This window comes from Pseudomonas sp. PS02302 (assembly GCF_029959585.1).
GTDB lineage: Bacteria > Pseudomonadota > Gammaproteobacteria > Pseudomonadales > Pseudomonadaceae > Chryseomonas > Chryseomonas aestiva.
Genome location: NZ_JASCON010000013.1, coordinates 1 through 22,279 on the forward strand (window position 1 = coordinate 1; position 22,279 = coordinate 22,279).

The following is a 22,279-nucleotide window of genomic DNA, read 5'->3' on the forward strand; positions in this document are numbered from 1 at the left end:
GGGGGGGGTGGCCCCTCGCGGGGGGGGGGGGCTGCAAAACCCGCGGACACAATCCGCAGACTGGCGCCAGCCCTGCCGCGCGTCCTCTGCCCTTGCCGACCCAGTCAATGCCCAGCACCGCCTCCTCTCCCGCCGCCCAGGTTCGTCCCGCCGACCGCCTGGGCTTCACGCTGCTCATCGCGACCCTGCTGCACGTCGTGCTGATTCTCGGCGTCGGCTTTTCGCTGCCCGAGCCTACCCAGATCAGTCGCACCCTGGAGGTGACGCTGGCCAGCTTCAAGAGCGACGAGGCGCCCAAGCAGGCCGACTTCCTGGCCCAGGAAAATCAGCAGGGCAGCGGTACGCTGGACAAGGCGGCGGCGCCGAGCACGCCGGTGCAGGCGCCTTTCCACGACAGCGAGATCCGCCAGGCCGCGCCCCCGGCTCGCCCGCCGGCGGCGGATCGCGCCCAGGCGCCCAAGGCCGCGGTGACCACCCGCGCCGCGCGGCCGACCAAGGCCGAACCCAGCCGCGAGACGCCGGAGCGGGAGCAGCGCGATGCGCCCAGCCCCGAGTCCGACAGCCAGGCCGCCGAACTCGCCAGCCTGGAGGCTCAGCTCGCCGAGGAACGCCAGCAATACGCCAAGCGGCCGAAGATCTGGCGGATCAATGCCGCCTCGACGCAAAAGGACAAGGGCGCCCGCTACAAGGAAGAATGGCGACGCAAGATCGAGCGCATCGGCAATCTCAACTACCCCGAGCAGGCCAAGCGCGACCGCCTCTACGGCAGCCTGCGCCTGCTGGTGGCCATCAACAAGGACGGCTCGCTCTACGAGGTCCAGGTGCTGGAATCCTCGGGACGCCAGGTGCTGGACCAGGCGGCGCTGCGCATCGTCCGGCTGGCGGCGCCCTTCGCCCCCTTCAGTGGCGATCTGGCCGACATCGACCGGCTGGAGATCATCCGCACCTGGCGCTTCGAGCGTGGCGACCGCCTGTCCAGTCAATAGTCCGGGACGCCGTTGGACTTGAAGCCGGACCGCGCAACCGGGAAACTTGCCGGTCATGAAGCCGACCTCCAGCACCACCCTACAGCACCAGCTCCTGATCGCCATGCCGCAGATGGACGATCCCAATTTCGCCGAGACGGTGATCTACCTCGTCGACCACGGCCCGGATGGCGCCATGGGCCTGGTGATCAACCGCCCCAATGGCCTGCACCTGGACGACCTGCTCGAACAGCTGCGTCCCGAGATACCGGCCACCCAGGAAGATGCCCAGGTCGTGCTCTATGCCGGAGGCCCGGTACAGACCGATCGCGGCTTCGTCCTGCACGACGCCGGCCCGGTGTTCCAGAACACCCTGGAACTCGAAGCCCTCAGCCTGACCACCTCGCCGGACGTGCTCTTCGCCCTCTCCGACGGTAACGGCCCGACCCGCCACCTGATCACCCTGGGCTACAGCGGCTGGGGCCCCGGCCAGCTGGAAGAAGAACTGGCGGCCAATCTCTGGCTCACCACCCCGGCCACCAGCGCCCTGCTGTTCGAGACGCCGAGCGAACAGCGCCTCGGCGCGGCCGCCGCCCTGCTGGGGGTCGACCTGCGCCTGCTCTCGCGTCAGGCGGGTCACGCATGAGCGCGCCCAGCGGTCTCTATCTGGGCTTCGACTACGGCAGCCGTCAGATCGGCGTCGCCGTCGGCCAGGCCGTGACTGGCCAGGCCCGTGAACTGCTCACCCTCAAGGCGCAGAACGGCGTACCCGACTGGCAACAGATCCAGCGCCTGCTGGACGAGTGGCGCCCCACTGCCCTGGTGGTCGGTCTGCCATTGAACATGGACGGCACGCCCAGCGAGATGAGCGAGCGCGCCGAACGTTTCGCCCGCCGCCTGCAGGGGCGCTACGGCCTGCCCGTGCATACCCATGACGAGCGCCTTACCACCTATGCCGCCAAGGGCGAGCGCCTGCAGGGCGGTCAGCGCGACGGTTATCGCGAACGCCCGGTGGACGCCCTTGCCGCCGCCCTCCTCCTGGAAGGCTGGCTGACCCAACAACTGGAACGGGCCGCGCGCCCGCAATCGGAGTAGCCATGCACCTGCCCTCTCCCGCCGAGCTCCTGCCGCGGCTGGCCGCCGACCTGCGTCTGTCGCTGGATCGCCGTGGCATCACCGATCCCGGCTTCGTCGGCATCCACACCGGCGGCCTCTGGGTCGCCGAGGCTCTGCTGGCCGAACTCGGCCTGGACACCCCGCTGGGCAGCCTGGACGTCTCCTTCTACCGTGACGACTTCACCCAGAAGGGCCTGCACCCGCAGGTGCGCCCCTCGGCCCTGCCGTTCGAGATCGACGGTCGCCATCTGGTGCTGGTGGACGATGTGCTGATGAGCGGCCGCACCGTGCGGGCGGCGCTCAACGAACTCTTCGACTATGGCCGTCCCGCCAGTGTGACCCTGGTCTGCCTGCTGGACGTCAATGCCCGCGAATTGCCGATCCAGCCCGACGTGGTGGGCGCCACCCTGAGCCTGGCCCCCACCCAGCGCGTCAAGCTGACCGGCCCCACGCCGCTCGCCCTCGAATACCGCGACGTCCCCGCCGCCTGACCTGGATTCGCTGCCATGACCGACGCTACGCGCTCGCTGCAACTCAACGCCCAGGGCCAATTGCGCCATTTCCTGTCACTCGACGACCTGCCCGCCGAACTCCTCACCGAATTGCTCGATACCGCCGACTCCTTTCTGGAGGTCGGTGCCCGGGCGGTGAAGAAGGTGCCGCTGCTGCGCGGCAAGACCGTGTGCAACGTCTTCTTCGAGAATTCGACCCGCACCCGCACCACCTTCGAACTGGCCGCCAAGCGGCTGTCGGCGGACGTCATCACGCTCAACGTCTCCACCTCCTCCACCAGCAAGGGCGAGACGCTGTTCGACACCCTGCGCAACCTGGAAGCCATGGCCGCCGACATGTTCGTGGTGCGCCACGCCGATTCCGGCGCCGCCCACTTCATCGCCGAGCACGTCTGCCCGGACGTGGCCATCATCAATGGCGGTGACGGCCGCCATGCGCACCCTACCCAGGGCATGCTCGACATGCTGACCATCCGCCGCCACAAGGGCGACTTCGCCAACCTCTCGGTGGCCATCGTCGGCGACATCCTGCACTCCCGGGTCGCCCGCTCCGACATGCTGGCGCTGCGCACCCTGGGCTGCCGCGACATCCGCGTGGTCGCGCCGCGCACCCTGCTGCCGGTCGGCCTCGAAGAGCTCTATGGCGTGCGCACCTGTACCGACCTGGCCGAGGGCCTGGAAGGGGTGGACGTGGTGATCATGCTGCGCCTGCAGCGCGAACGCATGCAGGGCGGCCTGCTGCCCAGCGAAGGCGAGTACTACCGGCTGTTCGGCCTGACCCGCCAACGCCTGGCCCGCGCCAAGCCCGATGCCATCGTCATGCACCCCGGCCCGATCAACCGCGGCGTGGAGATCGAATCGGCGGTCGCCGATGGCGAGCAATCGGTCATCCTGAACCAGGTCACCTACGGCATCGCGGTCCGCATGGCGGTGCTGTCGATGACCATGAGCGGGCAGACGGCCCAGCGTCAGCTACAGGAGAATGCGCAGTGAGCCTGAGCATCCGCAATGCCCGGGTGATCGACCCGGCCACCGGTCTCGACCAGATCAGCGATGTCCATGTCGACCAGGGTCGCATCCTGGCCCTCGGTGAAGCGCCCCAGGGCTTTCAGGCCGACGAGCAGCTCGACGCCAGCGGCCTGATCCTGGCCCCTGGCCTGGTCGACCTGGATGTCGCCCTGTGCGAACCGGGCCTGACCCGCAAGGGCAATGTCGACAGCGAGACCCGCGCCGCTGCGGCCGGAGGCGTCACCAGCCTGTGCTGCCCGCCCACCACCCGTCCGGTGCTGGACACCACCGCGGTGGCCGAACTCATCCTCGATCGGGCGCGCACCGCCGATCACGCCCGCGTCTACCCCATCGGCGCCCTGACCAAGGGCCTGGCCGGCGAGCAGCTGTCGGAGCTGATGGCCTTGCGCGACGCCGGTTGCGTGGCCTTTACCAACGGCCTGCAACCCTTCGAGAATCTGCGGGTACAGCGGCGCGCGCTGGAATATGCCGCCACCTTCGACCTCACTGTGGTCTTTACCGCCTTGGACGCCGACCTGGCCCACGGCGGCCTGGCCCATGAAGGCCCCACCGCCAGCTTCCTGGGGCTCACCGGGATTCCGGAGACGGCGGAGACCATCGCCCTGTCCCGCGACCTGCTGCTGGTGGAGCAGAGCGGCGTACGCGCCCACTTCGGGCAGCTGACCAGTGCTCGCGCGGTGGAGATGATCGCCGCCGCCCAGGCCCGCGGCCTGCCGGTGACCGCCGATGTGGCGCTCTACCAACTGCTGCTCACCGACGAGGCGCTGCAGGGCTTTTCCAGCCTCTACCACGTCAAGCCGCCGCTGCGTACCGCGCGAGATCGCGACGCCCTGAGAGCCGGGGTGCGAGACGGCGTGATCGGTGCCATCTCCAGCCACCACCAGCCCCATGAGGCGGATGCTAAGCTGGCCCCCTTCGCCGCCACCGAGCCGGGCATCAGCAGTGTCGAACTGCTGCTGCCGCTGGCCCTGACGCTGGTGGAAGACGGCCTGCTGGATCTGCCGACCCTGCTGGCCCGCCTGACCCAGGGTCCGGCCCAGGCCCTGCGCCTCGACGCGGGCCGCCTGGTCAAGGACCTGCCGGCGGACTTGGTGCTGTTCGCCCAGCAGCCGATTACCCAGGCCGCGACACCCTGGCTGTCCCGTGGCCGCAACTGCCCCTTCCGGGGCCTCACCCTGGCGGGACGCGTCGAGCGCACCCTGGTGGGGGGCCGCACCACCTACCGGCGTGACGCCTGAATAGCAGAAGGGGCTCCGCGGAGCCCCTTCTGCTTGCCACTCAACCGAACCTAGCGCACCAGCCGCCGGCGGTTCTCTTCGGAGATCTGCGAGTTGAGCGTCCAGAAGTCGTAGAGCACGCCCAGCAGGAAGAAACCCGCCGTAAAGAAATAGAGGATGGCGGTGATCCACTTGCCCAGGTAGAGACGATGGACACCGAAGAGGCCGAGAAAGGTCAGCAGGATCCAGCCGAGGCTGTAGTTGAGGGAGCCGGACTGGAAGCGCAGATCCGCCTCGCGATCCATGGCCGGGATCAGGAACAGATCGATCAGCCAGCCGATGCCCAGCAGGCCCAGGGTGCAGAACCAGATCGTGCCGGTGACCGGCTTGCCATAGTAGAAGCGATGGGCGCCGAGAAAACCGAAGATCCACAGCAGATAGCCCATGACCTTGCTGTGAGTGTCCTGATACCGCATGCCTACGACCTCGCGACTTAAGGAAAAGACCCGCCTTACCTACACCCTTACCTTCACCGTGACTTTATGTCGAAAACTGGATGAATGCCCAGGGAGTCTCACTGGTTGGCGCTCAAGGGACCTCACTTTCCGCTAAAAATTACATAATTTCTTGATGAGAGGTGCACAAAATATCCACAGGGTTGGTATAGAATCCCCTGCTTCGATCTTCAGACACCCCTACGACAATGCGTCTATTTCTTCTGACATGGCTCTCCGCCTGTCTTGTACTGCCAGCGGCGGTGCAGGCGAAAGAGAACTCTGCAGCGCGCACTGCCGCTCCGGTCCACAAGGTCGCAGCCCGGCATGTCACCGCCGCCTCAGCTCCCAAGACCGCCGCCCGGCACGCCTCCGCTGCACCCGCACCCAAGGCCGCCGCTCGCCGCGTCGCGAAGGTGGACCCTACCCAGGCCGCCTCCGCCGCCCGTGCCAAGCACGCCGCCCGCGCCACCAGCGCCCTGCACCGTAAACAGGCCACCGCCCAGGCTGCCACCCGCAACGTCGGTGCCCAGGTCGCAACCCGCGCCATGGACCTGGTCGGTACGCCCTATCGCTTCGGCGGTACCAATCCGCAGAACGGCCTGGATTGCAGCGGGCTGGTGAACTACGTCTATCGCGACGTACACAACGTCAAGCTGCCGCGTACCTCCCGTGAACTGTCCCAGCTCAAGGGCCCCAAGGTCGCTCGTGGCGATCTCAAGGCCGGCGACCTGGTGTTCTTCAAGACCGGTCAACGCAGCGGCATCGATCACGTCGCCATCTATCTGGGCAACGATCGTTTCGTCCATGCCCCGCGCAGTGGCGAGAGCGTGCGCGTCGACCACCTGAGCAAGCCCTACTGGACCAAGAGGTTCGCGTCGGCCAAGCGCGTGCTGCAGCAGCCCAACACCCTGGCGGCGGAAACCGATCCCGTCGCGGACAAGCCGCGTACCAAGCGTACCCGCAAGTCCTGATCCCTCCCCTCGCTCCGCCGGGTCGCTACCGCCCGGCGGAGTGTCGCTCCACTCGGCGCCGCCCGGCGCAAAGCCATTGAACGACGCTCCGCTTCCTGGATACTGTATGCAATCACAGTCCAGGAGATCTCGATGGAGCTCGCCGACAAGCTGATCATTCTCGCCGATGCCGCCAAGTACGACGTGTCCTGCGCCAGCAGCGGCGCGCCCAAACGCAGCTCGAAGGGCAAGGACGGCCTGGGCTCGACCGATGGCATGGGCATCTGCCACAGTTTCACCCCCGATGGGCGCTGCGTGGCGCTGCTCAAGGTGCTGCTGACCAACTTCTGCCAGTACGACTGCCAGTACTGCGTCAATCGTCGCAGCAGCAACGTGCCGCGGGCGCGCTTCACGCCCGAGGAAGTGGTGCAGCTGACCCTCGACTTCTACCGGCGCAATGTCATCAGCGGACTGTTTCTCAGCTCCGGCATCATCCGCTCCTCCAACTACACCATGGAGCAGATGACCCGAGTGGCCCAGCTGTTGCGCGAGCAGCACCAGTTCCGCGGCTACATCCACCTCAAGACCATTCCCGACGCCGATCCCGAGATCATCGCCCAGGCGGGTCTCTATGCCGATCGCCTGTCGGTGAACATCGAGCTGCCCACCGAGAGCAGCCTGATCAAGCTGGCGCCGGAAAAGAACGGCAGCAGTATCCGCAAGACCATGGGCAATATCCGCCTGGGCCTGGAGGAAGCCGAGGCCGAAGCCAAGGCACCGCGTTTCGCCCCGGCGGGCCAGAGCACCCAGATGATCGTGGGTGCCGATGCCACCGACGACCGCACCATTCTCGATACCGCCCAGACGCTGTATGGCGCCTATCGCCTCAAGCGCGTCTACTATTCGGCCTTCAGCCCCATTCCGGAGAGCCCCGGCACGGTGCCGCTGCAACCGCCGCCGCTGCTGCGCGAGCACCGCCTGTACCAGGCCGACTTCCTCATGCGTGGCTATGGCTTCCAGGCGGAGGAGTTGCCTACCGAAAATGGCCAGCTGCCGCTGGACGTGGACCCCAAGCTGGCCTGGGCGCTGCACAACCGCGCCATCTTCCCGCTGGATCTCAATCGGGCCGACCAGGTGCTGATCGCCCGGGTGCCCGGCATCGGCGTGCTTTCGGCCAAGCGACTGGTAGAGCTCAGACGCGAGCGGCGCATCCGCTACGCCGACCTGATCCGCCTGAAATGCAGCGTGGAGAAGGCGCGGCCCTTCATCATCACCCAGGACTATCGCCCGCAACCGCGCCTGGCCGAGTCCCTCGACCTGCGCCGGCAACTTGCCGAGCCGCCCGCCCAGCTCGCCCTGCTCTAGATGCAGAGAGTCGATTTCGACGGCACCTTCGCCGGCTGGCGCAAGGAAGCGCGCCGGTTGCTGCAGGCGGGTATCGCCCCGGCCCAGGTGAGCTGGCAGGAGAGTCGGGGCCTGGGCGATCTGTTCGACGAACCGGTCGAAGGCACGGCGCCTCCGCCAAGTGGCGCCATACGCATTCCGCCCCAACTGGCGGAGGCCCTGAACTACGCCGCCTGCTTTCGCAGCGATGATCGCTGGGCCCTGCTCTACCAGGTGCTCTGGCGGGTCGCGCGGGGAGAACGCGCGGCGATGCTCGCCGGTGACGAGGATGGCAGCGAATTGCAGCGTCGGGTCAAGGCGATCCGCCGCGAGATCCACCATGTGCATGCCTTCCTGCGCTTTCGTCCGCGGGCGGAAAGCGCCGGTCCGCCGGCCTGGGTGGCCTGGCACCAGCCGGCCCACGACGTCCTGGCCCTGGCGGCGCCGCATTTCTGCGACCGCATGGGCAACAGCAGCTGGCTGATCGCGACCCCCGAGGCCGCCGCGCTCTGGGACGGCCAGGCGCTGCAACTGGTGGAACCCTGCCCCGCCGAGCTGCAGCAGCTGGCGCGGCAGACGCCGGAAGACGATGACCGCAACGCCGGCGATGAACTCTGGCGCGCCTATTACCGCAGCACCTTCAATCCGGCGCGGGCCAATCCGCGCACCCTCAGGGGCAACATGCCGGCGCGCTTCTGGAAGGATCTGCCGGAAGGGTCGCTGATCCCGGCGCTGCTCAGCGAAGCCCGCGCCGGCGCCCAGCGCCTGGCTCAGGCCGAGGCCGTGGGTCGCCAGAGCGGTCGCGAGGTATTGATCGCCGCGGAACGTGCGCAGCCGGAGCGACCGCTGCCCACCACCCTCGATGACTGCCGCCGCTGCGAGCTGTGGGAAAAGGCCACCCAGCCGGTGGCCGGCGAAGGCCCGCGCACCGCGCGCATCCTGCTGCTGGGCGAACAGCCCGGTGATCAGGAAGACCTGGCGGGTCGGCCCTTCGTCGGCCCGGCCGGGCAGGTGCTGATGGCGGCCCTGGCCGAGGCCGGCCTCGAGCGCAGCGAGGTGTTCCTGACCAATGCGGTCAAGCACTTCAAGTGGATTCCCCAGGGGCGCAGGCGCAAGCACGTCACCCCGGGACCGGAGATCGCCCCCTGCCGCTACTGGCTGGAGCAGGAATTGCGCGACATCCAGCCGACGGTGGTGGTGGCCCTGGGCTCGACGGCCTTGGAAGCCCTGCTCAAGCGCAAGCCCCGGGGCCTGGCGCAGTTCATGGGCCGACCGCTGCGGCTGGACGAGCGCTGGATCATTGCCACCTATCATCCCTCCTACATCCTGCGCACCCCGGACGCCGAGCAGCAGGAGCAGGCGCGCCAGGCCCTGGTGGCGGCCCTGCGCGAGGCCAGGACCCTGGCAGCCGAAGGCTAGCGGAAGCGCTTGGGCGGATCGTCGCCCATGTCCACCGAGAGATTGCGGGTGGTCTGATTGAGGTGATCGGCATCCGTCTCCGACCCCAGCTTGATCATCAGCCGCAGGTCATTGGCGGAATCGGCGTGGGCCAGGGCCGCTTCGTAGCTGATCTCACCGTCACGATAGAGGCTGTAGAGCGACTGGTCGAAGGTCTGCATGCCCAGTTCGCCGGACTTCTTCATCAGCGCCTTGAGTTCATGCACCTCGCCCTTGCGGATCAGGTCGGCGACCAGCGGGGTGTTGAGCAGCACCTCGATCACCGCGCGGCGGCCCTGGCCGTCGGTGGTGGGCACCAGCTGCTGAGCGACGATGCCCTTGAGGTTGAGCGACAGGTCCATCCAGGTCTGGCCGTGCCGATCGGCCGGGAAGAAGTGGATGATGCGATCCAGCGCCTGGTTGGCATTGTTGGCGTGCAGGGTGGCCAGGCACAGATGACCGGTCTCGGCGAAGGCCAGGGCGTGCTCCATGGTGTCGCGGCTGCGGATCTCGCCGATCATGATGACGTCCGGTGCCTGGCGCAGGGTGTTCTTCAGCGCCACCTCGAAGGACTCGGTGTCGATGCCCACCTCGCGCTGGGTGACGATGCAGCCCTGGTGCTGGTGGATGTATTCGATGGGGTCCTCGATGGAGATGATGTGCCCCGCCGAGTTCTTGTTGCGGTGGCCGATCATGGCCGCCAGCGAGGTGGACTTGCCGGTGCCGGTGGCGCCGACGAAGATCACCAGGCCACGCTTGGTCATGGCCAGCTTCTTGATGATCTCCGGCAGGCGCAGCTGCTCGACCGTGGGGATGTTGACCTCGATGCGGCGCAGCACCATGCCCACCAGGTTGCGCTGATAGAAGGCGCTGACCCGGAAGCGGCCGATGCCGCGGGCGCTGATGGCGAAGTTGCACTCGCGCTTCTGCTGGAATTCCTGGCGCTGCTCGTCGTTCATCACCCCCAGCACTATGGCTCGGCACTGATCCGGCGTGAGCGAATCCTTGGTGACCGGCGTCATGCGCCCGTTGATCTTCATCGAAGGGGGCACGCCGGTGGTGATGAAGAGGTCGGACGCCCCCTTGTCCACCATCAGCTGCAGGAACTTGTCGAAATCCATCAGAAGTTCTCCGGCGTCTTGGCCTTCTCGCGGGCCGCGTCGCGGCTGATCAGCCCCTTGGCCAGCAGCGCCTTGAGGCACATGTCCAGGGTCTGCATGCCCAGGCCGCCCCCGGTCTGGATCGAGGAATACATCTGCGCCACCTTGTCCTCGCGGATCAGGTTACGGATGGCCGGGGTGCCGATCATGATCTCGTGGGCCGCCACCCGGCCGCCGCCGACCTTCTTCAGCAGGGTCTGGGAGACCACTGCCTGCAGGGATTCGGACAGCATGGAGCGCACCATGGACTTTTCTTCCGCCGGAAAGACGTCCACCACCCGGTCGATGGTCTTGGCCGCCGAGGTGGTGTGCAGGGTGCCGAACACCAGGTGCCCGGTCTCGGCCGCGGTCAGCGCCAGGCGGATGGTCTCCAGGTCGCGTAGCTCGCCGACCAGGATGATGTCCGGGTCCTCGCGCAGCGCCGAGCGCAGGGCCTCGGAGAAGCCCAGGGTGTCGCGGTGCACCTCGCGCTGGTTGACCAGGCACTTCTTGGATTCGTGGACGAATTCGATGGGGTCCTCGATGGTGAGGATATGGTGGTACTTGGTGTTGTTGAGATAGTCGAGCATGGCCGCCAGGGTGGTGGACTTGCCCGAACCGGTCGGCCCGGTCACCAGCACCAGGCCGCGCGGAACATCGGTGATCTTCTTGAACACCTCGCCCATGCCCAGCTCTTCCATGCTCAGCACCTTGGAAGGGATGGTCCGGAACACCGCGCCGGCGCCACGATTCTGGTTGAAGGCATTGACCCGGAAGCGCGCCACGCCCGGCACCTCGAAGGAGAAGTCGGTCTCCAGGAATTCCTCGAAGTCCTTGCGCTGCTTGTCGTTCATGATGTCGTAGATCAGCGCGTGCACCTGCTTGTGCTCGAAGGCCGGCAGGTTGATGCGGCGCACGTCGCCGTCGACGCGGATCATCGGCGGCAGGCCGGCGGACAGGTGCAGGTCGGAGGCGCCTTGCCGCGCGGAAAAGGCCAGCAATTCGGTGATATCCATGGGACTCCCAGATGTCGAGCAAGCAGGTAGAATGCCGCGCAGCACTGGCGGTCTGACCTGGTCACCGCCACTCACTCATCCGGTACGCCGAGGCCTGCCGGATGCGCCGACGCAAGCAGGGGCTGAATGTCCACGATAGCCGAGAATAGCGCAACCGTACTCGAACGCATCGCCGCCGCCAGCCGGACGGCAGGCCGCGATCCCGCGACTGTCGGCCTGCTGGCGGTGAGCAAGACCAAGCCCGCCGCCGCCTTGCGCGAGGCCGCCGCCGCGGGCCTGCGCGACTTCGGCGAGAACTACCTGCAGGAGGCGCTGGACAAGCAGCCGGCGCTGGCCGACCTGCCACTGGTGTGGCATTTCATCGGCCCCATCCAGTCCAACAAGACCCGCGCCATCGCCTGCCACTTCGACTGGGTGCATTCGGTGGATCGCCTGAAGATCGCCCAGCGCCTGGCCGAACAGCGTCCGCCCGAGCGCGGGCCGCTGAACATCTGCCTGCAGGTCAACGTCAGTGGCGAGGCCAGCAAGTCCGGCTGCCACCCCGACGACCTGCCGGCCCTGGCCGCCGCGGTCAGCCAGTTGCCCAACCTGCGCCTGCGTGGCCTGATGGCCATCCCCGAACCCACCGAGGACCCGGCCAGCCAGCGCGCGGCCTTCGCCCGACTGCGCACCTTGAGCGAAGCCCTGAACCTGGGCCTGGACACCCTGTCCATGGGCATGAGCCAGGATCTGGAAGCCGCCATCGCCGAAGGGGCCACCTGGGTCCGCGTCGGTACCGCCCTCTTTGGCGCCCGTGACTACGGCGCCACCCCTTCAACCTAGGAAGTCTCGATGAAAGACACCCGCATCGCCTTCATCGGCGCCGGCAACATGGCCGGCGCCATCATCGGCGGGCTACTCGCCCAGGGCATGCCGGCCCGGCAGCTCAGCGCCAGCAATCGCAACCCGGCCAAGCGCGAAGCCCTGGCCCGGGACCATGGCATCCGCGTCGAGGCCAGCAACAGTGCCGTGCTCGCCGATGCCGACGTGGTGGTGCTGGGGGTGAAGCCCCAGGTGATGGCCGAGGTCTGCCAGGAGCTGGCGCCCCACCTGCGCCCGGATCAGCTGATCGTCTCGGTCGCCGCCGGCATTACCTGCGCCAGCCTGACACTCTGGCTGGGCCGGCGCGCCCTGGTGCGCTGCATGCCCAACGTGCCTTCGCAGCTGCGCCTGGGTGCCAGCGGCCTGTTCGCCAATGACCAGGTCACTGCCGAACAGCGCGCCCGTGCCCAGGAGATCCTCGCCGCGGTCGGCCTGGCCCTCTGGGTCGAGGAAGAGCAGCAGCTGGATGCGGTCACCGCCGTCTCCGGCAGCGGTCCGGCCTATTTCTTCCTGCTGATGGAAGCCATGACCGAGGCCGGCACCAAGCTCGGCCTGCCGGCCGAGGTCGCCCAGCAGCTGACCCTGCACACCGCCCGCGGCGCCGCCGCCATGGCCTGTCAGGGCGACCGCAGCCCCGAACAATTGCGCCGCTCGGTGATGTCCCCCAAGGGCACCACCGAACGCGCCATCGAAACCTTCCAAGCCGGGGCCTTTTCCGACCTGGTGGAAGAAGCCCTCACCGCCGCGGCCGACCGGGCTGCGGAACTGGCCCAGTTGCCGGATCGATAAGGAGTATCCATGTCCGCTTTCGCCCAAGCTCTCGTCTACGTCATCCAGACCCTCGGCAGCCTCTATCTGCTGATCATCCTGCTGCGCTTCATCCTGCAGCTGGTGCGGGCCGACTTCTACAACCCGCTGTCGCAATTCACCGTGCGCGCCACCCAGCCGCTGCTCAAGCCGGTACGGCGCATCATCCCCGGCTTCGGCGGCGTCGATCTGGCGGCCCTGGTGCTGGCGATCCTGGTTCAGCTGGCGCTGATGATGGTCGTGGTGGTGCTGCTCGGCGCCAGCATCGGCGGCCTGTTCCCTGCCCTGCTGATCTGGGCGCTGCTGGGCGTGGCGTCGCTGTTCCTCAAGGTGTTCTTCTTCGCCCTGATCGTCAGCGTCATCCTCTCCTGGGTCGCGCCCCAGACCCACAATCCGGCGGCCGAACTGGTCAACCAGATCTGCGAGCCGTTGCTGGCGCCCTTCCGCCGCATCCTGCCGAGCCTCGGCGGCCTGGATCTGTCGCCGATCTTCGCCTTCATCGTGATCAATCTGCTGGATCGCTTCGTCATCGGCCAGCTGGCCGCGGCCACCGGCATGCCGCAGATTCTCGCGCCCTTCCTCTGACGCGCCATTCGCGCACCCGCCACGACCGCCCGCCGCGTCGTGGCGGAGGCGGCATTGACGTCCCGCCGGACGCTGGGGCACCGTCCAGTCTTTGCTGTTCAGGTCAAGGAAGTCCCCTATGGAACGCCTGTTCCGCCACGTCGGTGCCTATGCCACGTGGAAAGCCGAACTCGATACCCAATTGGGCCGCTACCGCGACTGGTTGCAGCGTAATCGTCTCGCCTCCCCCGCCCTGGACGCCGCCCTGGCGACCTGCCAGAGCGAATTGCAGGCCGACGGCATCACCCTGGCCTTCGCCGGCGAGTTCTCGCGCGGCAAGACCGAGCTGATCAACGCCCTCTTCTTCGCCGACTACGGCCAGCGCATGCTGCCGTCCCAGGCCGGGCGCACCACCATGTGCCCCACCGAGATCTTCTATGACGCCGGGTCCGACGGACCCTATCTGCAGCTGCTGCCCATCGACAGCCGCCTCGACGAACGCAGCCTGACCGCCTGGCGCAAGGCGCCCGAGGCCTGGCAACGCTTCCCCCTGGACGACCGCCACCCGGACGCCATGGCCGCCCTGCTGGCCAAGGTCACCGAGACCCGCGAGGTGGAAACCGCCGCCGCCGTGCAGCTGGGCTTCGATCCCGAGCAGCTGGAACAACTCGACAGCGACGGTCTGGTCAGCATCCCGGCCTGGCGCCATGCGCTGATCAGCATCGACCATCCGCTGCTGCGCCAGGGCCTGCGCATCCTCGATACCCCCGGTCTCAACGCCCTGGGCGCCGAGCCGGAACTGACCCTGTCGCTGCTGCCCCACGCCCAGGCCGTGCTCTTTCTGATCGGTGCCGACACCGGCGTGACCGCCTCGGATCTCGCGCTCTGGGAGCAGTGCGTCAAGCCATCGCTGGGCGATGCCCCGGAGCGGCTGTTCGCGGTAATGAACAAGATCGACAGCCTCTGGGACGACCTCGGCGGCGTTGCCCATGTCGCCCAGTCCCTGGAAAACGTCCGCCAGGCCAGCGCCCGGCAACTGGCGCTGCCGGCCGAGCACATCCTGCCGCTGTCGGCCAAGCAGGCGCTGCTGGGCAAGGTCCGCGGCGATCTGGAACTGCTCGCGCGCAGCCAGCTGGACAGCCTCGAACAGCTGCTCGCCGAACGCATCGTCGGCGCCCGCGAGCGCCTGTTGCAGCAGCGCATCGTGCAGCAGGCCAGTGGTCTGCTGGGCGCCAGCCGCACGCTTATCGAACAGCGCCTGGAAGCCATTCGCGCCCAGTACGCGCAACTGGCCGACGAGGAACTGCCCGGTGCCGGCCTGGAGTTGCAGACCGCTCGCACGCGCCAGGAATACGACCTCTACCACCGCCGCCTGCTGGATCTGCGCACCACCCAGAACATGCTGGCCGGGCAGCGCAAGCTGCTGACCGACCTGGTCGCGCCGGAGCGGCTGGATGCCCACCTGGACACCGCCCGCCGGGAATTCCGCACCAGCCTGACCACCGTCGGCATCAACCAGTCCATCACCCGTTTCTTCCGCGTGGTCGAGCATGACCTGCTGGCCCTGGACAACGAGGCGGACCGGGCCAACAAGGTGCTCGGCGCGGTCTACCAGCGGCACAATGTGGAGAATCCGCTGCATCCCCTGGAAGCGCCGCGACTGCGCATCCGCCCCTATGTCCGCGAGCTGCGCCAGCTGCAACTCAAGACCGAGGAGGTGCAGCGGCAGGTCAAGACCCTGCTCACCGAGCAGAGCGCCCTGGGTCGCCGCTTCTTCGCCACCGTGGCCCAGGAGGTCCAGGCGCTGCAGGAAGGCGCCCATGCCCAGGTGCTGCGCTGGAACGACGGCGCCCTGACCCCGCTGGTGCAGCACACCCGCGAGCAGAAGCAGTTGCTGGAAACCAGCATGCTGGCACTCAAGCAGCTCACCCAGCAGAATCTCAACAGCCAGGAGCAGGTGCGCCGGCTGCAGGTGCACGAGGACGTCCTGCACGGGCAGCTCAGCGAGGTCAGCGACATGCTCAAGCAGATCAACCGGCCGGCACCGTCCCAGCGCCACGACAACGTGGTCGCCCTGCCGCTGGCGCGGGTCGGCTAGCCCCACCCGCCACGCGCGGCGCGGTCCCTGGCCGCCGCGCCACGCCTGCCCTTGCCGCTCCCGGCGGTGCTCTTTAGACTGGCGAGCCCCGCCCCGGACGAGCCGTCAATGCCCAGCGTCATTCCCGAAGATTCCGTCGGCCTGGTCACCCCCGAGCTGCTGCACTTCAACGAGCCCCTGGCCCTGGCCTGTGGTCGCACCCTGCCGGCTTACGACCTGATGGTCGAGACCTATGGTGAGCTCAACGCCAGCCGCAGCAACGCCGTGCTGATCTGCCACGCGCTCTCCGGCCATCACCATGCGGCCGGCTACCACAGCCTCGACGACCGCAAGCCCGGCTGGTGGGACAGCTGCATAGGTCCCGGCAAGCCCATCGACACCCGCAAGTTCTTCGTGGTCGCCCTCAACAACCTGGGCGGCTGCAACGGCTCCACCGGCCCCGGCAGTCCGAACCCCGAGACCGGTCGCGCCTATGGCGCGGACTTCCCGGTGCTGACCGTGGAGGACTGGGTCAACAGCCAGGCCCGGCTGGCCGATCGCCTGGGTATCGGGCAGTGGGCGGCGGTGATCGGCGGCAGCCTGGGTGGCATGCAGGCGCTGCAGTGGACCATCAGCTATCCCGAGCGCATCCGTTACTGCCTGGCCATCGCCTCGGCGTCCAAGCTGTCGGCGGAAAACATCGCCTTCAACGAGGTGGCGCGCCAGGCCATCCTCTCGGACCCGGATTTCCACGCCGGCCACTTCCAGGAAAAGGGCGTGATCCCCAAGCGCGGCCTGATGCTGGCGCGCATGGTCGGCCACATCACCTACCTGTCCGACGAGGCGATGGGCGAGAAATTCGGTCGCGAACTCAAGACCGACCAGCTCAACTACGACTTCCACAGTGTCGAATTCCAGGTGGAGAGCTACCTGCGCTACCAGGGCGAGGAATTCTCCGGCCGCTTCGACGCCAACACCTACCTGCTGATGACCAAGGCGCTGGACTACTTCGATCCGGCCCATGCCCAGGGCGGCGACCTGGCCAAGACCCTCGCCGGGGTGCAGGCGCGCTTCCTGATCGTCTCCTTCACCACCGACTGGCGCTTTTCGCCGGCGCGCTCCAAGGAGATCGTCAACGCCCTGATGGCCGCGCGCAAGGACGTCAGCTACCTGGAGGTGGACGCGCCCCAGGGCCATGACGCCTTCCTCATCCCCATCCCGCGCTATCTGCAGGCCTTCTCCCACTACATGACCCGCATCGAGGTATAGCTGCCGTGCGCGCCGATCTGGACATCATTCAGGAATGGATCCCCGCCGGCAGCCGGGTCCTCGACCTCGGTTGCGGCACCGGCGAGTTGCTCGCCTGGCTGCGCGATCACAAGCAGGTCACCGGCTACGGCCTGGAGATCGACCCGGACAAGATCGCCGAATGCCTGCTCAAGGACGTCAACGTCATCGAGCAGGATCTCGACGGCGGCCTGGCCAACTTCGCCAGCGACAGCTTCGACGTGGTGGTCATGACCCAGTCGCTGCAGGCCATGCAGTACCCGGATCGCATCCTCCAGGAGATGCTCAGGGTCGGCCGCCAGTGCATCATCACCTTTCCCAACTTCGGTCACTGGCGTTGCCGGCTGTACCTGGGCGGCCGGGGACGGATGCCGGTCTCGGACTTCCTGCCCTACACCTGGTACAACACGCCGAATATCCACTTCTGCACCTTCGAGGACTTCGAACGCCTCTGCCGCGAACAGCGCGCCCAGGTGCTGGATCGTCTCGCCGTGGACCGCCTGCATCGTCATGGCTGGGCCAGCAAGCTATGGCCGAACCTGCTCGGCGAGATCGGCATCTACCGGGTCAGCGCGCCGCACCTGCACGACCTGCGCGTCGCGATATGACGTAAGGCACGGGTGGCGCAGCCAGCCTGGGCACGGCTTCGCGTACAATACGCCGCCCTTCTCAACGCGACGCGGTGTCTCCCATGTCCGACCTTACCGAACTGGTTCTCGCCAGCCACAACGCCGGCAAGCTCAAGGAACTCCAAGCCATGCTCGGCGACCGGGTGCGGGTGCGCTCGGTGGGCGAATTCAGCCAGGTGGAACCCGAGGAAACCGGGCTGTCCTTTGTCGAGAACGCCATCCTCAAGGCGCGCAACGCGGCGCGCCTGTCCGGCCTGCCGGCCCTGGCCGACGATTCGGGCCTGGCGGTGGATGCCCTCGGCGGTGCTCCCGGCATTTATTCCGCCCGCTACGCCGACGGTAAGGGCGATGCCGCCAACAACGCCAAGCTGCTCGACGTGCTGCGTAACGTTCCCGACGCCGAGCGTACCGGCCAGTTCGTCTGCGTATTGGCCCTGGTGCGCCACGCCGACGATCCCTTGCCGATCCTCTGCGAGGGCCTCTGGCCCGGGCGCATCCTTTATGCCGCCCAGGGCGAGCATGGCTTCGGCTACGACCCGCTGTTCCAGCCCGATGGCGAGGCGGTCTCCGCGGCCGAACTGGCGCCGGCGGAAAAGAACCAGCGCAGCCATCGCGCCCGCGCCATGGCCCAGCTCAAGCAACGACTCGGCCTGTGACCCAAGTGTTCGCCCTGCCGCCACTGGCGCTCTACATCCATATCCCCTGGTGCGTGCGCAAGTGCCCCTATTGCGACTTCAACTCCCATGCGGCCGGCCCGACCCTGCCGGAGGCCGAGTATGTCGACGCCCTGCTGGCGGATCTGGACAACGACCTGGCGCACGTCCATGGCCGCCCGCTGACCTCGATCTTCTTCGGCGGCGGCACGCCCAGTCTGTTTTCCGCCGAGGCCCTGGGCCGTCTGCTGGATGGCGTGGCCCGGCGGCTGAGCTTCGCGCCGGATATCGAGATCACCCTGGAAGCCAATCCCGGCACCTTCGAGCAGGCCAAGTTCGTCGCCTACCGCGGTCTGGGCATCAATCGGCTGTCGATCGGCATCCAGAGCTTCCAGGACGCCAAGCTCAAGGCCCTGGGGCGCATCCACGGCCGCGATGAAGCCATTCGCGCCGCCGACCGGGCGCGCGCCGCAGGCTTCGACAATTTCAACCTGGACCTGATGCACGGCCTGCCCGAGCAGAGCGTCGCCGATGCCCTCGGCGATCTGGAGCAGGCCATCGCGCTCGCGCCCACCCACCTGTCCTGGTACCAGCTGACCATGGAGCCCAACACGGTGTTCTGGAGCCAGCCGCCGGAGCTGCCCGAAGACGACACCCTCTGGGACATCCAGGAAGCCGGCCAGGCGCGGCTGGCGGCCGCCGGTTACCACCAGTACGAGACCTCCGCCTATGCCCAGCCCGGGCGCCAGGCGCGGCACAATCTCAACTACTGGGGCTTCGGCGACTTCCTCGGCATCGGCGCCGGCGCCCATGCCAAGCTCAGCGCCCCGGACGGCACCCTGCAACGCACCTGGAAGACCCGCCTGCCCAAGGACTATCTGGATCCGGCCAAGGCCTTCCAGGCCGGCGCGAAATCGCTGGCGCCGGCCGACCTGCCCTTCGATTTCATGATGAACGCCCTGCGCCTGGTGGACGGGGTACCCGCCGCCTGGTATCCGCAGCGCACCGGTCAGCCCCTGGACAGCCTGGCGCCCGCACTGGCCGCGGCGCGCCGCGCCGGCCTGCTGGCCGAGGATGAACAGCGACTGCGCCCAACCGCCCGCGGCCAGCTGTTCCTGAACGACCTCTTGCAATCCTTTCTGCCTGACTGACGAGGAGCTCTGCCTTGGACTTCGTACTCGACCATATCGCCGACCTCTCCCGCTGGAGCCGCAGCCACCTGGACGAGGTGGCCCTGGCGGTCACCGCCACCCTGCTGGTGCTGTTCGGCAGCCAGGTCAACGCCTTCATCCAGGCGCGGCTGGGCAGCCTGCCGACCGCCGTTCGGATACCGGCCTTCGCCCTGGCCTGCCTGGCCATCTATGGCGCCGCCATGACCTTCCTGACCCCCTGGGTGGTCAAGGGCCTGGCGCAGTTCAACAACTATGCCCTGGCCCCGGTGCTGCTGATCGGCGTCTGCCTGCTGGGCGTGCTGGCCGAACGCCGTAGCTAGCGGCAGCGGGCGCGGATACCGTCCAGCAGGCACTCCAGGGATTGCGGGCGACCCAGCAGGAAGCCCTGGAAGGTGTCCACGCCCAGGTCCTTGAGCAATTCGAACTGGGCCTGGGTTTCCACCCCTTCGGCGACGATCTGCATGTCCAGTGCGCGGCACAGGCTGACGATGCCCGCCAGCAACTGCCGGGATCGGTCGTCGGCGTCCACCGCCAGCAGAAAGCTGCGGTCGATCTTGATGGTGTCGAAGGGCAGGCGGTGCAGATAGCCCAGCGACGAATAGCCGGTGCCGAAATCGTCCATCGCCACCCGAAAGCCCTGCTCGCGCAAGGCGGCCAGGCGCCGCTCCGGCGTGCCCTGCTGCAGGAATACCGACTCGGTCACCTCCAGCTCCAGCGCCCTGGGCTCGATGCCGAATTCGGCGCAGGCGGCCGCGAGAACCTCGGCCAGTTCATCATCGGCCACCTGCAGCGGCGAGATGTTGACTGCCACCGGGATCTGCAGACCGGCGTCCTGCAGGGCCCGGGCGCAAGCGGCTGCGCGGCGGATCGCCAGCCGCCCGAGGGCCGAGGCCATGCCGTTCTGCTCGGCCAGGGCGACGAAGACGTTGGGCGGCACCGCGCCGACGCCCGGACAGTTCCAGCGCGCCAGCAACTCGGCGCTGACCATGCGCTGGCGGGCATCGAACTTGGGCTGCAGGACGAAGGTGATGAGCTCCGCCTCGATGGCGCCGTGCAGATGGGCCAGCAGGGTCACCTTGCTGCGCGCCTCGCAGGTCAGTTGCGGATCGTAGCAGCGCACCCGGCTCTTGCCGGCCGCCTTGGCCGCGTACATGGCGGCATCGGCATTGCGCAGCAGGGTCTCCACATCCAGCCCCTCTTCGGGCGCCAGACTCAGGCCGATGCTGGCCGATACGCGGATATCGTGGCCGGCGATGCACTGCTGCCGACCCACCGCCTGCACCAGTTGCTCGGCGACCTGGCGGGCCTGGTCGCGATCGCTCACGTCCAGCAGGGCGACGAATTCATCGCCACCCCAGCGCGCCAGCACCTCACCGGCCCCCAGCACCTGGCGCAACTCGCGCACCAGGGCGCAGAGCAATTCGTCACCGGCGGCGTGGCCCAGGGAGTCGTTTACCTCCTTGAAGCCGTCCACATCGATGAACAGCACCGCGAGGTTGCCGGTCTCTTCGAGGTCCTGCAGGCGCGCCTCGAAGTCCTGGTAGAAGGAGGTGCGATTGGGCAACTGGGTCAGGGCGTCGCTGAGCGCCATGCGCTCCAGCGCCTGCTCGGCGCGCTTGCGCTCGGTGATGTCCCTCAGACTGGCGACCACGTAGCCTTCGCGATCCGCCTCGCCGGCGAAGCGACTCAGACTGATCTCCACCGGCGTGATCCGCTTGGCGGAGACGTGGAACTGGGCTTCGCACAGGGCATAGCCGTCGCGCTCGAAGGTGCGGATGGCCGCCTCGGGCAACTTGATGTAGTGCGACAGGTACTGACCGCTGACACTGCGCTCCGCACTGAGCATCAGGGCGCGCAGGGCGTCATTGGCTTCGATGATCTGCCCGCTTTCGGTCAGCACGGCCATGGCGTCGCGGCAGAGGGCGAAGGCCGAAGCGATGAGGTGCAGCGAGCGCTCGGTGCGCTGGCGAGCGCTACGCTCGACTTCGAGCCAGCGGCGTACGGCGTGCAACTCGGCCGTCGGCGAATCGGGACGGACCAGATCCCTCATGGAATCCGCCGCTCACGAAGGGCGGCACGGGACCGGTTGACGTTCTTGAAGAGGACTGACATCCAGGTGTCTCTGTGAATTCGACTGCAACCGCCATCACAGCAGGGCAATTGGCCATCATGCCAATTGCCCGTCGGCAGCTCAAGATCGATTCGTCAGAGATACACGGTCAGCTCTGGCGTTCGAACTTGAGATCCCAGACGCCATGCCCCAGTCGCTCGCCACGGCGTTCGAACTTGGTGATGGGTCTTTCCTCGGGGCGCGGCACATAGCCCGAGGCGTCGCCGAGGTTACGGTAACCCGGGGCGGCGTTCATGACTTCGAGCATGTGTTCGGCATAGGCCTGCCAATCGGTGGCCATGTGCAATACCCCGCCGACCCTGAGCTTCTGCCGGACCAGTTCGGCGAAGGCCGGCTGGACGATACGGCGCTTGTGGTGACGGCTCTTGTGCCAGGGATCGGGAAAGAACAGCAGCACCCGGTCCAGACTGGCATCGGCCACGCACTGCCGCAGCACCTCGAGGGCATCGCAGCTGTAGACCCGCAGATTGGTCAGGCCCTGGGTCATGGCGCCATTGAGCAGCGCGCCCACGCCCGGGCGATGCACCTCGACGCCGATGAAATCCTGCTCGGGCGCGGCCGCGGCCATTTCCAGGGTGGAATGGCCCATGCCGAAACCGATCTCGAAGGTACGTGGCGCCTGGCGCCCGAACACCTGGTCGAAATCCTGCAGGCCGTCGGTCAGCTCCAGACCGAAGCGTGGCCAACCCTGGTCGAGACCGCGTTGCTGGCCTTCGGTCATGCGGCCGGCGCGCATCACGAAGCTCTTGATGGTGCGCCGGGGGCGGTCGGGGGTCTGGTCGTCTTGATGATCGGTCATGGCGTTATCGATAGTGGGAAAAAGAGACGCCCGGCAGA

General features: G+C 67.5%; 23 protein-coding genes. 18 read left to right on the forward strand and 5 right to left on the reverse strand.

From position 1 onward, the window contains the following. Positions 1-107: 107 nt before the first annotated feature. From QMX82_RS06575 to QMX82_RS06600, 6 genes are read left to right on the forward strand one after another with little or no spacing between them, the layout of a single operon-like run. Positions 108-986, forward strand: coding sequence for an energy transducer TonB (locus tag QMX82_RS06575; protein WP_187980360.1), 879 nt, complete (start codon positions 108-110; stop codon positions 984-986). A 55-nt stretch (positions 987-1,041) separates the two neighbouring features. Continuing rightward, a complete protein-coding gene (locus QMX82_RS06580; protein ID WP_208693874.1) occupies positions 1,042-1,611 on the forward strand; it encodes a YqgE/AlgH family protein in 570 nt (189 codons plus the stop codon). Further along, positions 1,608-2,060 (forward strand): Holliday junction resolvase RuvX, encoded by a 453-nt coding sequence (gene ruvX / locus QMX82_RS06585; protein ID WP_133861450.1) that lies wholly within the window; start codon positions 1,608-1,610, stop codon positions 2,058-2,060. The genes QMX82_RS06580 and ruvX overlap by 4 nt, the downstream gene beginning before the upstream one ends. A gap of 2 nt (positions 2,061-2,062) precedes the next feature. After that, a complete protein-coding gene (gene pyrR, locus QMX82_RS06590; RefSeq protein ID WP_282281645.1) occupies positions 2,063-2,572 on the forward strand; it encodes a bifunctional pyr operon transcriptional regulator/uracil phosphoribosyltransferase PyrR in 510 nt (169 codons plus the stop codon). 15 nt (positions 2,573-2,587) lie between these two features. Then, on the forward strand, positions 2,588-3,586 hold the full coding sequence (locus QMX82_RS06595; RefSeq protein ID WP_158893597.1) for an aspartate carbamoyltransferase catalytic subunit: 999 nt from the start codon (positions 2,588-2,590) through the stop codon (positions 3,584-3,586). Beyond that, positions 3,583-4,860, forward strand: a complete 1,278-nt coding sequence (locus QMX82_RS06600; RefSeq protein ID WP_282281651.1) for a dihydroorotase — start codon at positions 3,583-3,585, stop codon at positions 4,858-4,860. Before QMX82_RS06595 ends, QMX82_RS06600 begins: the two co-directional genes overlap by 4 nt. Before the next feature lie 50 nt (positions 4,861-4,910). On the opposite strand, the gene QMX82_RS06605 is transcribed toward QMX82_RS06600, so the two are convergent. Next, the gene (locus tag QMX82_RS06605) at positions 4,911-5,315 is read right to left on the reverse strand and encodes an NINE protein (protein WP_133861454.1); all 405 of its coding nucleotides are present in this window, start codon (positions 5,313-5,315) and stop codon (positions 4,911-4,913) included. A gap of 434 nt (positions 5,316-5,749) precedes the next feature. On the opposite strand from QMX82_RS06605, the gene QMX82_RS06610 reads away from it, so the two are divergent. The 3 genes from QMX82_RS06610 to QMX82_RS06620 all read left to right on the forward strand — a co-directional run bounded on the left by QMX82_RS06610 (position 5,750) and on the right by QMX82_RS06620 (position 9,088). Further along, positions 5,750-6,307: a C40 family peptidase gene (locus QMX82_RS06610; RefSeq protein WP_133861455.1), complete on the forward strand. Its 558-nt coding sequence runs from the start codon at positions 5,750-5,752 to the stop codon at positions 6,305-6,307. Positions 6,308-6,439: 132 nt separating this feature from the next. Further along, positions 6,440-7,651: a putative DNA modification/repair radical SAM protein gene (locus tag QMX82_RS06615; RefSeq protein ID WP_208693870.1), complete on the forward strand. Its 1,212-nt coding sequence runs from the start codon at positions 6,440-6,442 to the stop codon at positions 7,649-7,651. Beyond that, entirely contained in the window at positions 7,652-9,088 is a 1,437-nt protein-coding gene (locus QMX82_RS06620) for a UdgX family uracil-DNA binding protein (protein WP_282281658.1), read from the forward strand. Here the strand turns inward: QMX82_RS06620 and QMX82_RS06625 are convergent. Next, positions 9,085-10,227, reverse strand: coding sequence for a PilT/PilU family type 4a pilus ATPase (locus QMX82_RS06625; protein ID WP_282281660.1), 1,143 nt, complete (start codon positions 10,225-10,227; stop codon positions 9,085-9,087). The genes QMX82_RS06620 and QMX82_RS06625 overlap by 4 nt on opposite strands. Further along, positions 10,227-11,261, reverse strand: coding sequence for a type IV pilus twitching motility protein PilT (pilT, locus tag QMX82_RS06630; RefSeq protein ID WP_007161666.1), 1,035 nt, complete (start codon positions 11,259-11,261; stop codon positions 10,227-10,229). Before pilT ends, QMX82_RS06625 begins: the two co-directional genes overlap by 1 nt. A 126-nt stretch (positions 11,262-11,387) precedes the next feature. Between pilT and QMX82_RS06635 the strand changes: the two genes are divergently transcribed. The 9 genes from QMX82_RS06635 (at position 11,388) to QMX82_RS06675 (ending at position 19,631) form a co-directional block, all read left to right on the forward strand. Continuing rightward, positions 11,388-12,083 carry a YggS family pyridoxal phosphate-dependent enzyme gene (locus QMX82_RS06635; protein WP_187980364.1) on the forward strand — a complete coding sequence of 232 codons (696 nt, stop codon included), beginning with the start codon at positions 11,388-11,390 and terminating at the stop codon, positions 12,081-12,083. A 9-nt stretch (positions 12,084-12,092) separates the two neighbouring features. Then, positions 12,093-12,911 (forward strand): pyrroline-5-carboxylate reductase, encoded by an 819-nt coding sequence (proC, locus tag QMX82_RS06640; RefSeq protein WP_282281678.1) that lies wholly within the window; start codon positions 12,093-12,095, stop codon positions 12,909-12,911. Positions 12,912-12,920: 9 nt separating this feature from the next. Further along, positions 12,921-13,514 (forward strand): YggT family protein, encoded by a 594-nt coding sequence (locus QMX82_RS06645; protein WP_017640989.1) that lies wholly within the window; start codon positions 12,921-12,923, stop codon positions 13,512-13,514. A gap of 118 nt (positions 13,515-13,632) precedes the next feature. Then, complete coding sequence (locus tag QMX82_RS06650) at positions 13,633-15,591, forward strand: dynamin family protein (protein WP_208693865.1); 1,959 nt, start codon at positions 13,633-13,635, stop codon at positions 15,589-15,591. Between the two features lie 108 nt (positions 15,592-15,699). After that, positions 15,700-16,839, forward strand: coding sequence for a homoserine O-succinyltransferase MetX (gene metX, locus QMX82_RS06655; protein ID WP_282281686.1), 1,140 nt, complete (start codon positions 15,700-15,702; stop codon positions 16,837-16,839). Positions 16,840-16,844: 5 nt separating this feature from the next. Further along, positions 16,845-17,465: a methionine biosynthesis protein MetW gene (metW, locus tag QMX82_RS06660; protein WP_133861462.1), complete on the forward strand. Its 621-nt coding sequence runs from the start codon at positions 16,845-16,847 to the stop codon at positions 17,463-17,465. A gap of 83 nt (positions 17,466-17,548) precedes the next feature. Next, a complete protein-coding gene (gene rdgB / locus QMX82_RS06665; protein WP_208693863.1) occupies positions 17,549-18,142 on the forward strand; it encodes an RdgB/HAM1 family non-canonical purine NTP pyrophosphatase in 594 nt (197 codons plus the stop codon). Further along, positions 18,139-19,290, forward strand: a complete 1,152-nt coding sequence (hemW, locus tag QMX82_RS06670) for a radical SAM family heme chaperone HemW (RefSeq protein WP_282281688.1) — start codon at positions 18,139-18,141, stop codon at positions 19,288-19,290. Before rdgB ends, hemW begins: the two co-directional genes overlap by 4 nt. A gap of 14 nt (positions 19,291-19,304) precedes the next feature. Next, positions 19,305-19,631: a DUF3392 family protein gene (locus QMX82_RS06675; RefSeq protein ID WP_133861465.1), complete on the forward strand. Its 327-nt coding sequence runs from the start codon at positions 19,305-19,307 to the stop codon at positions 19,629-19,631. Here the strand turns inward: QMX82_RS06675 and QMX82_RS06680 are convergent. Both QMX82_RS06680 and trmB read right to left on the reverse strand, forming a co-directional pair. After that, positions 19,628-21,361: a putative bifunctional diguanylate cyclase/phosphodiesterase gene (locus QMX82_RS06680; protein WP_273860898.1), complete on the reverse strand. Its 1,734-nt coding sequence runs from the start codon at positions 21,359-21,361 to the stop codon at positions 19,628-19,630. The genes QMX82_RS06675 and QMX82_RS06680 overlap by 4 nt on opposite strands. 169 nt (positions 21,362-21,530) lie before the next feature. Beyond that, positions 21,531-22,241 carry a tRNA (guanosine(46)-N7)-methyltransferase TrmB gene (trmB, locus tag QMX82_RS06685; protein WP_273860899.1) on the reverse strand — a complete coding sequence of 237 codons (711 nt, stop codon included), beginning with the start codon at positions 22,239-22,241 and terminating at the stop codon, positions 21,531-21,533. Positions 22,242-22,279 lie beyond the last annotated feature (38 nt).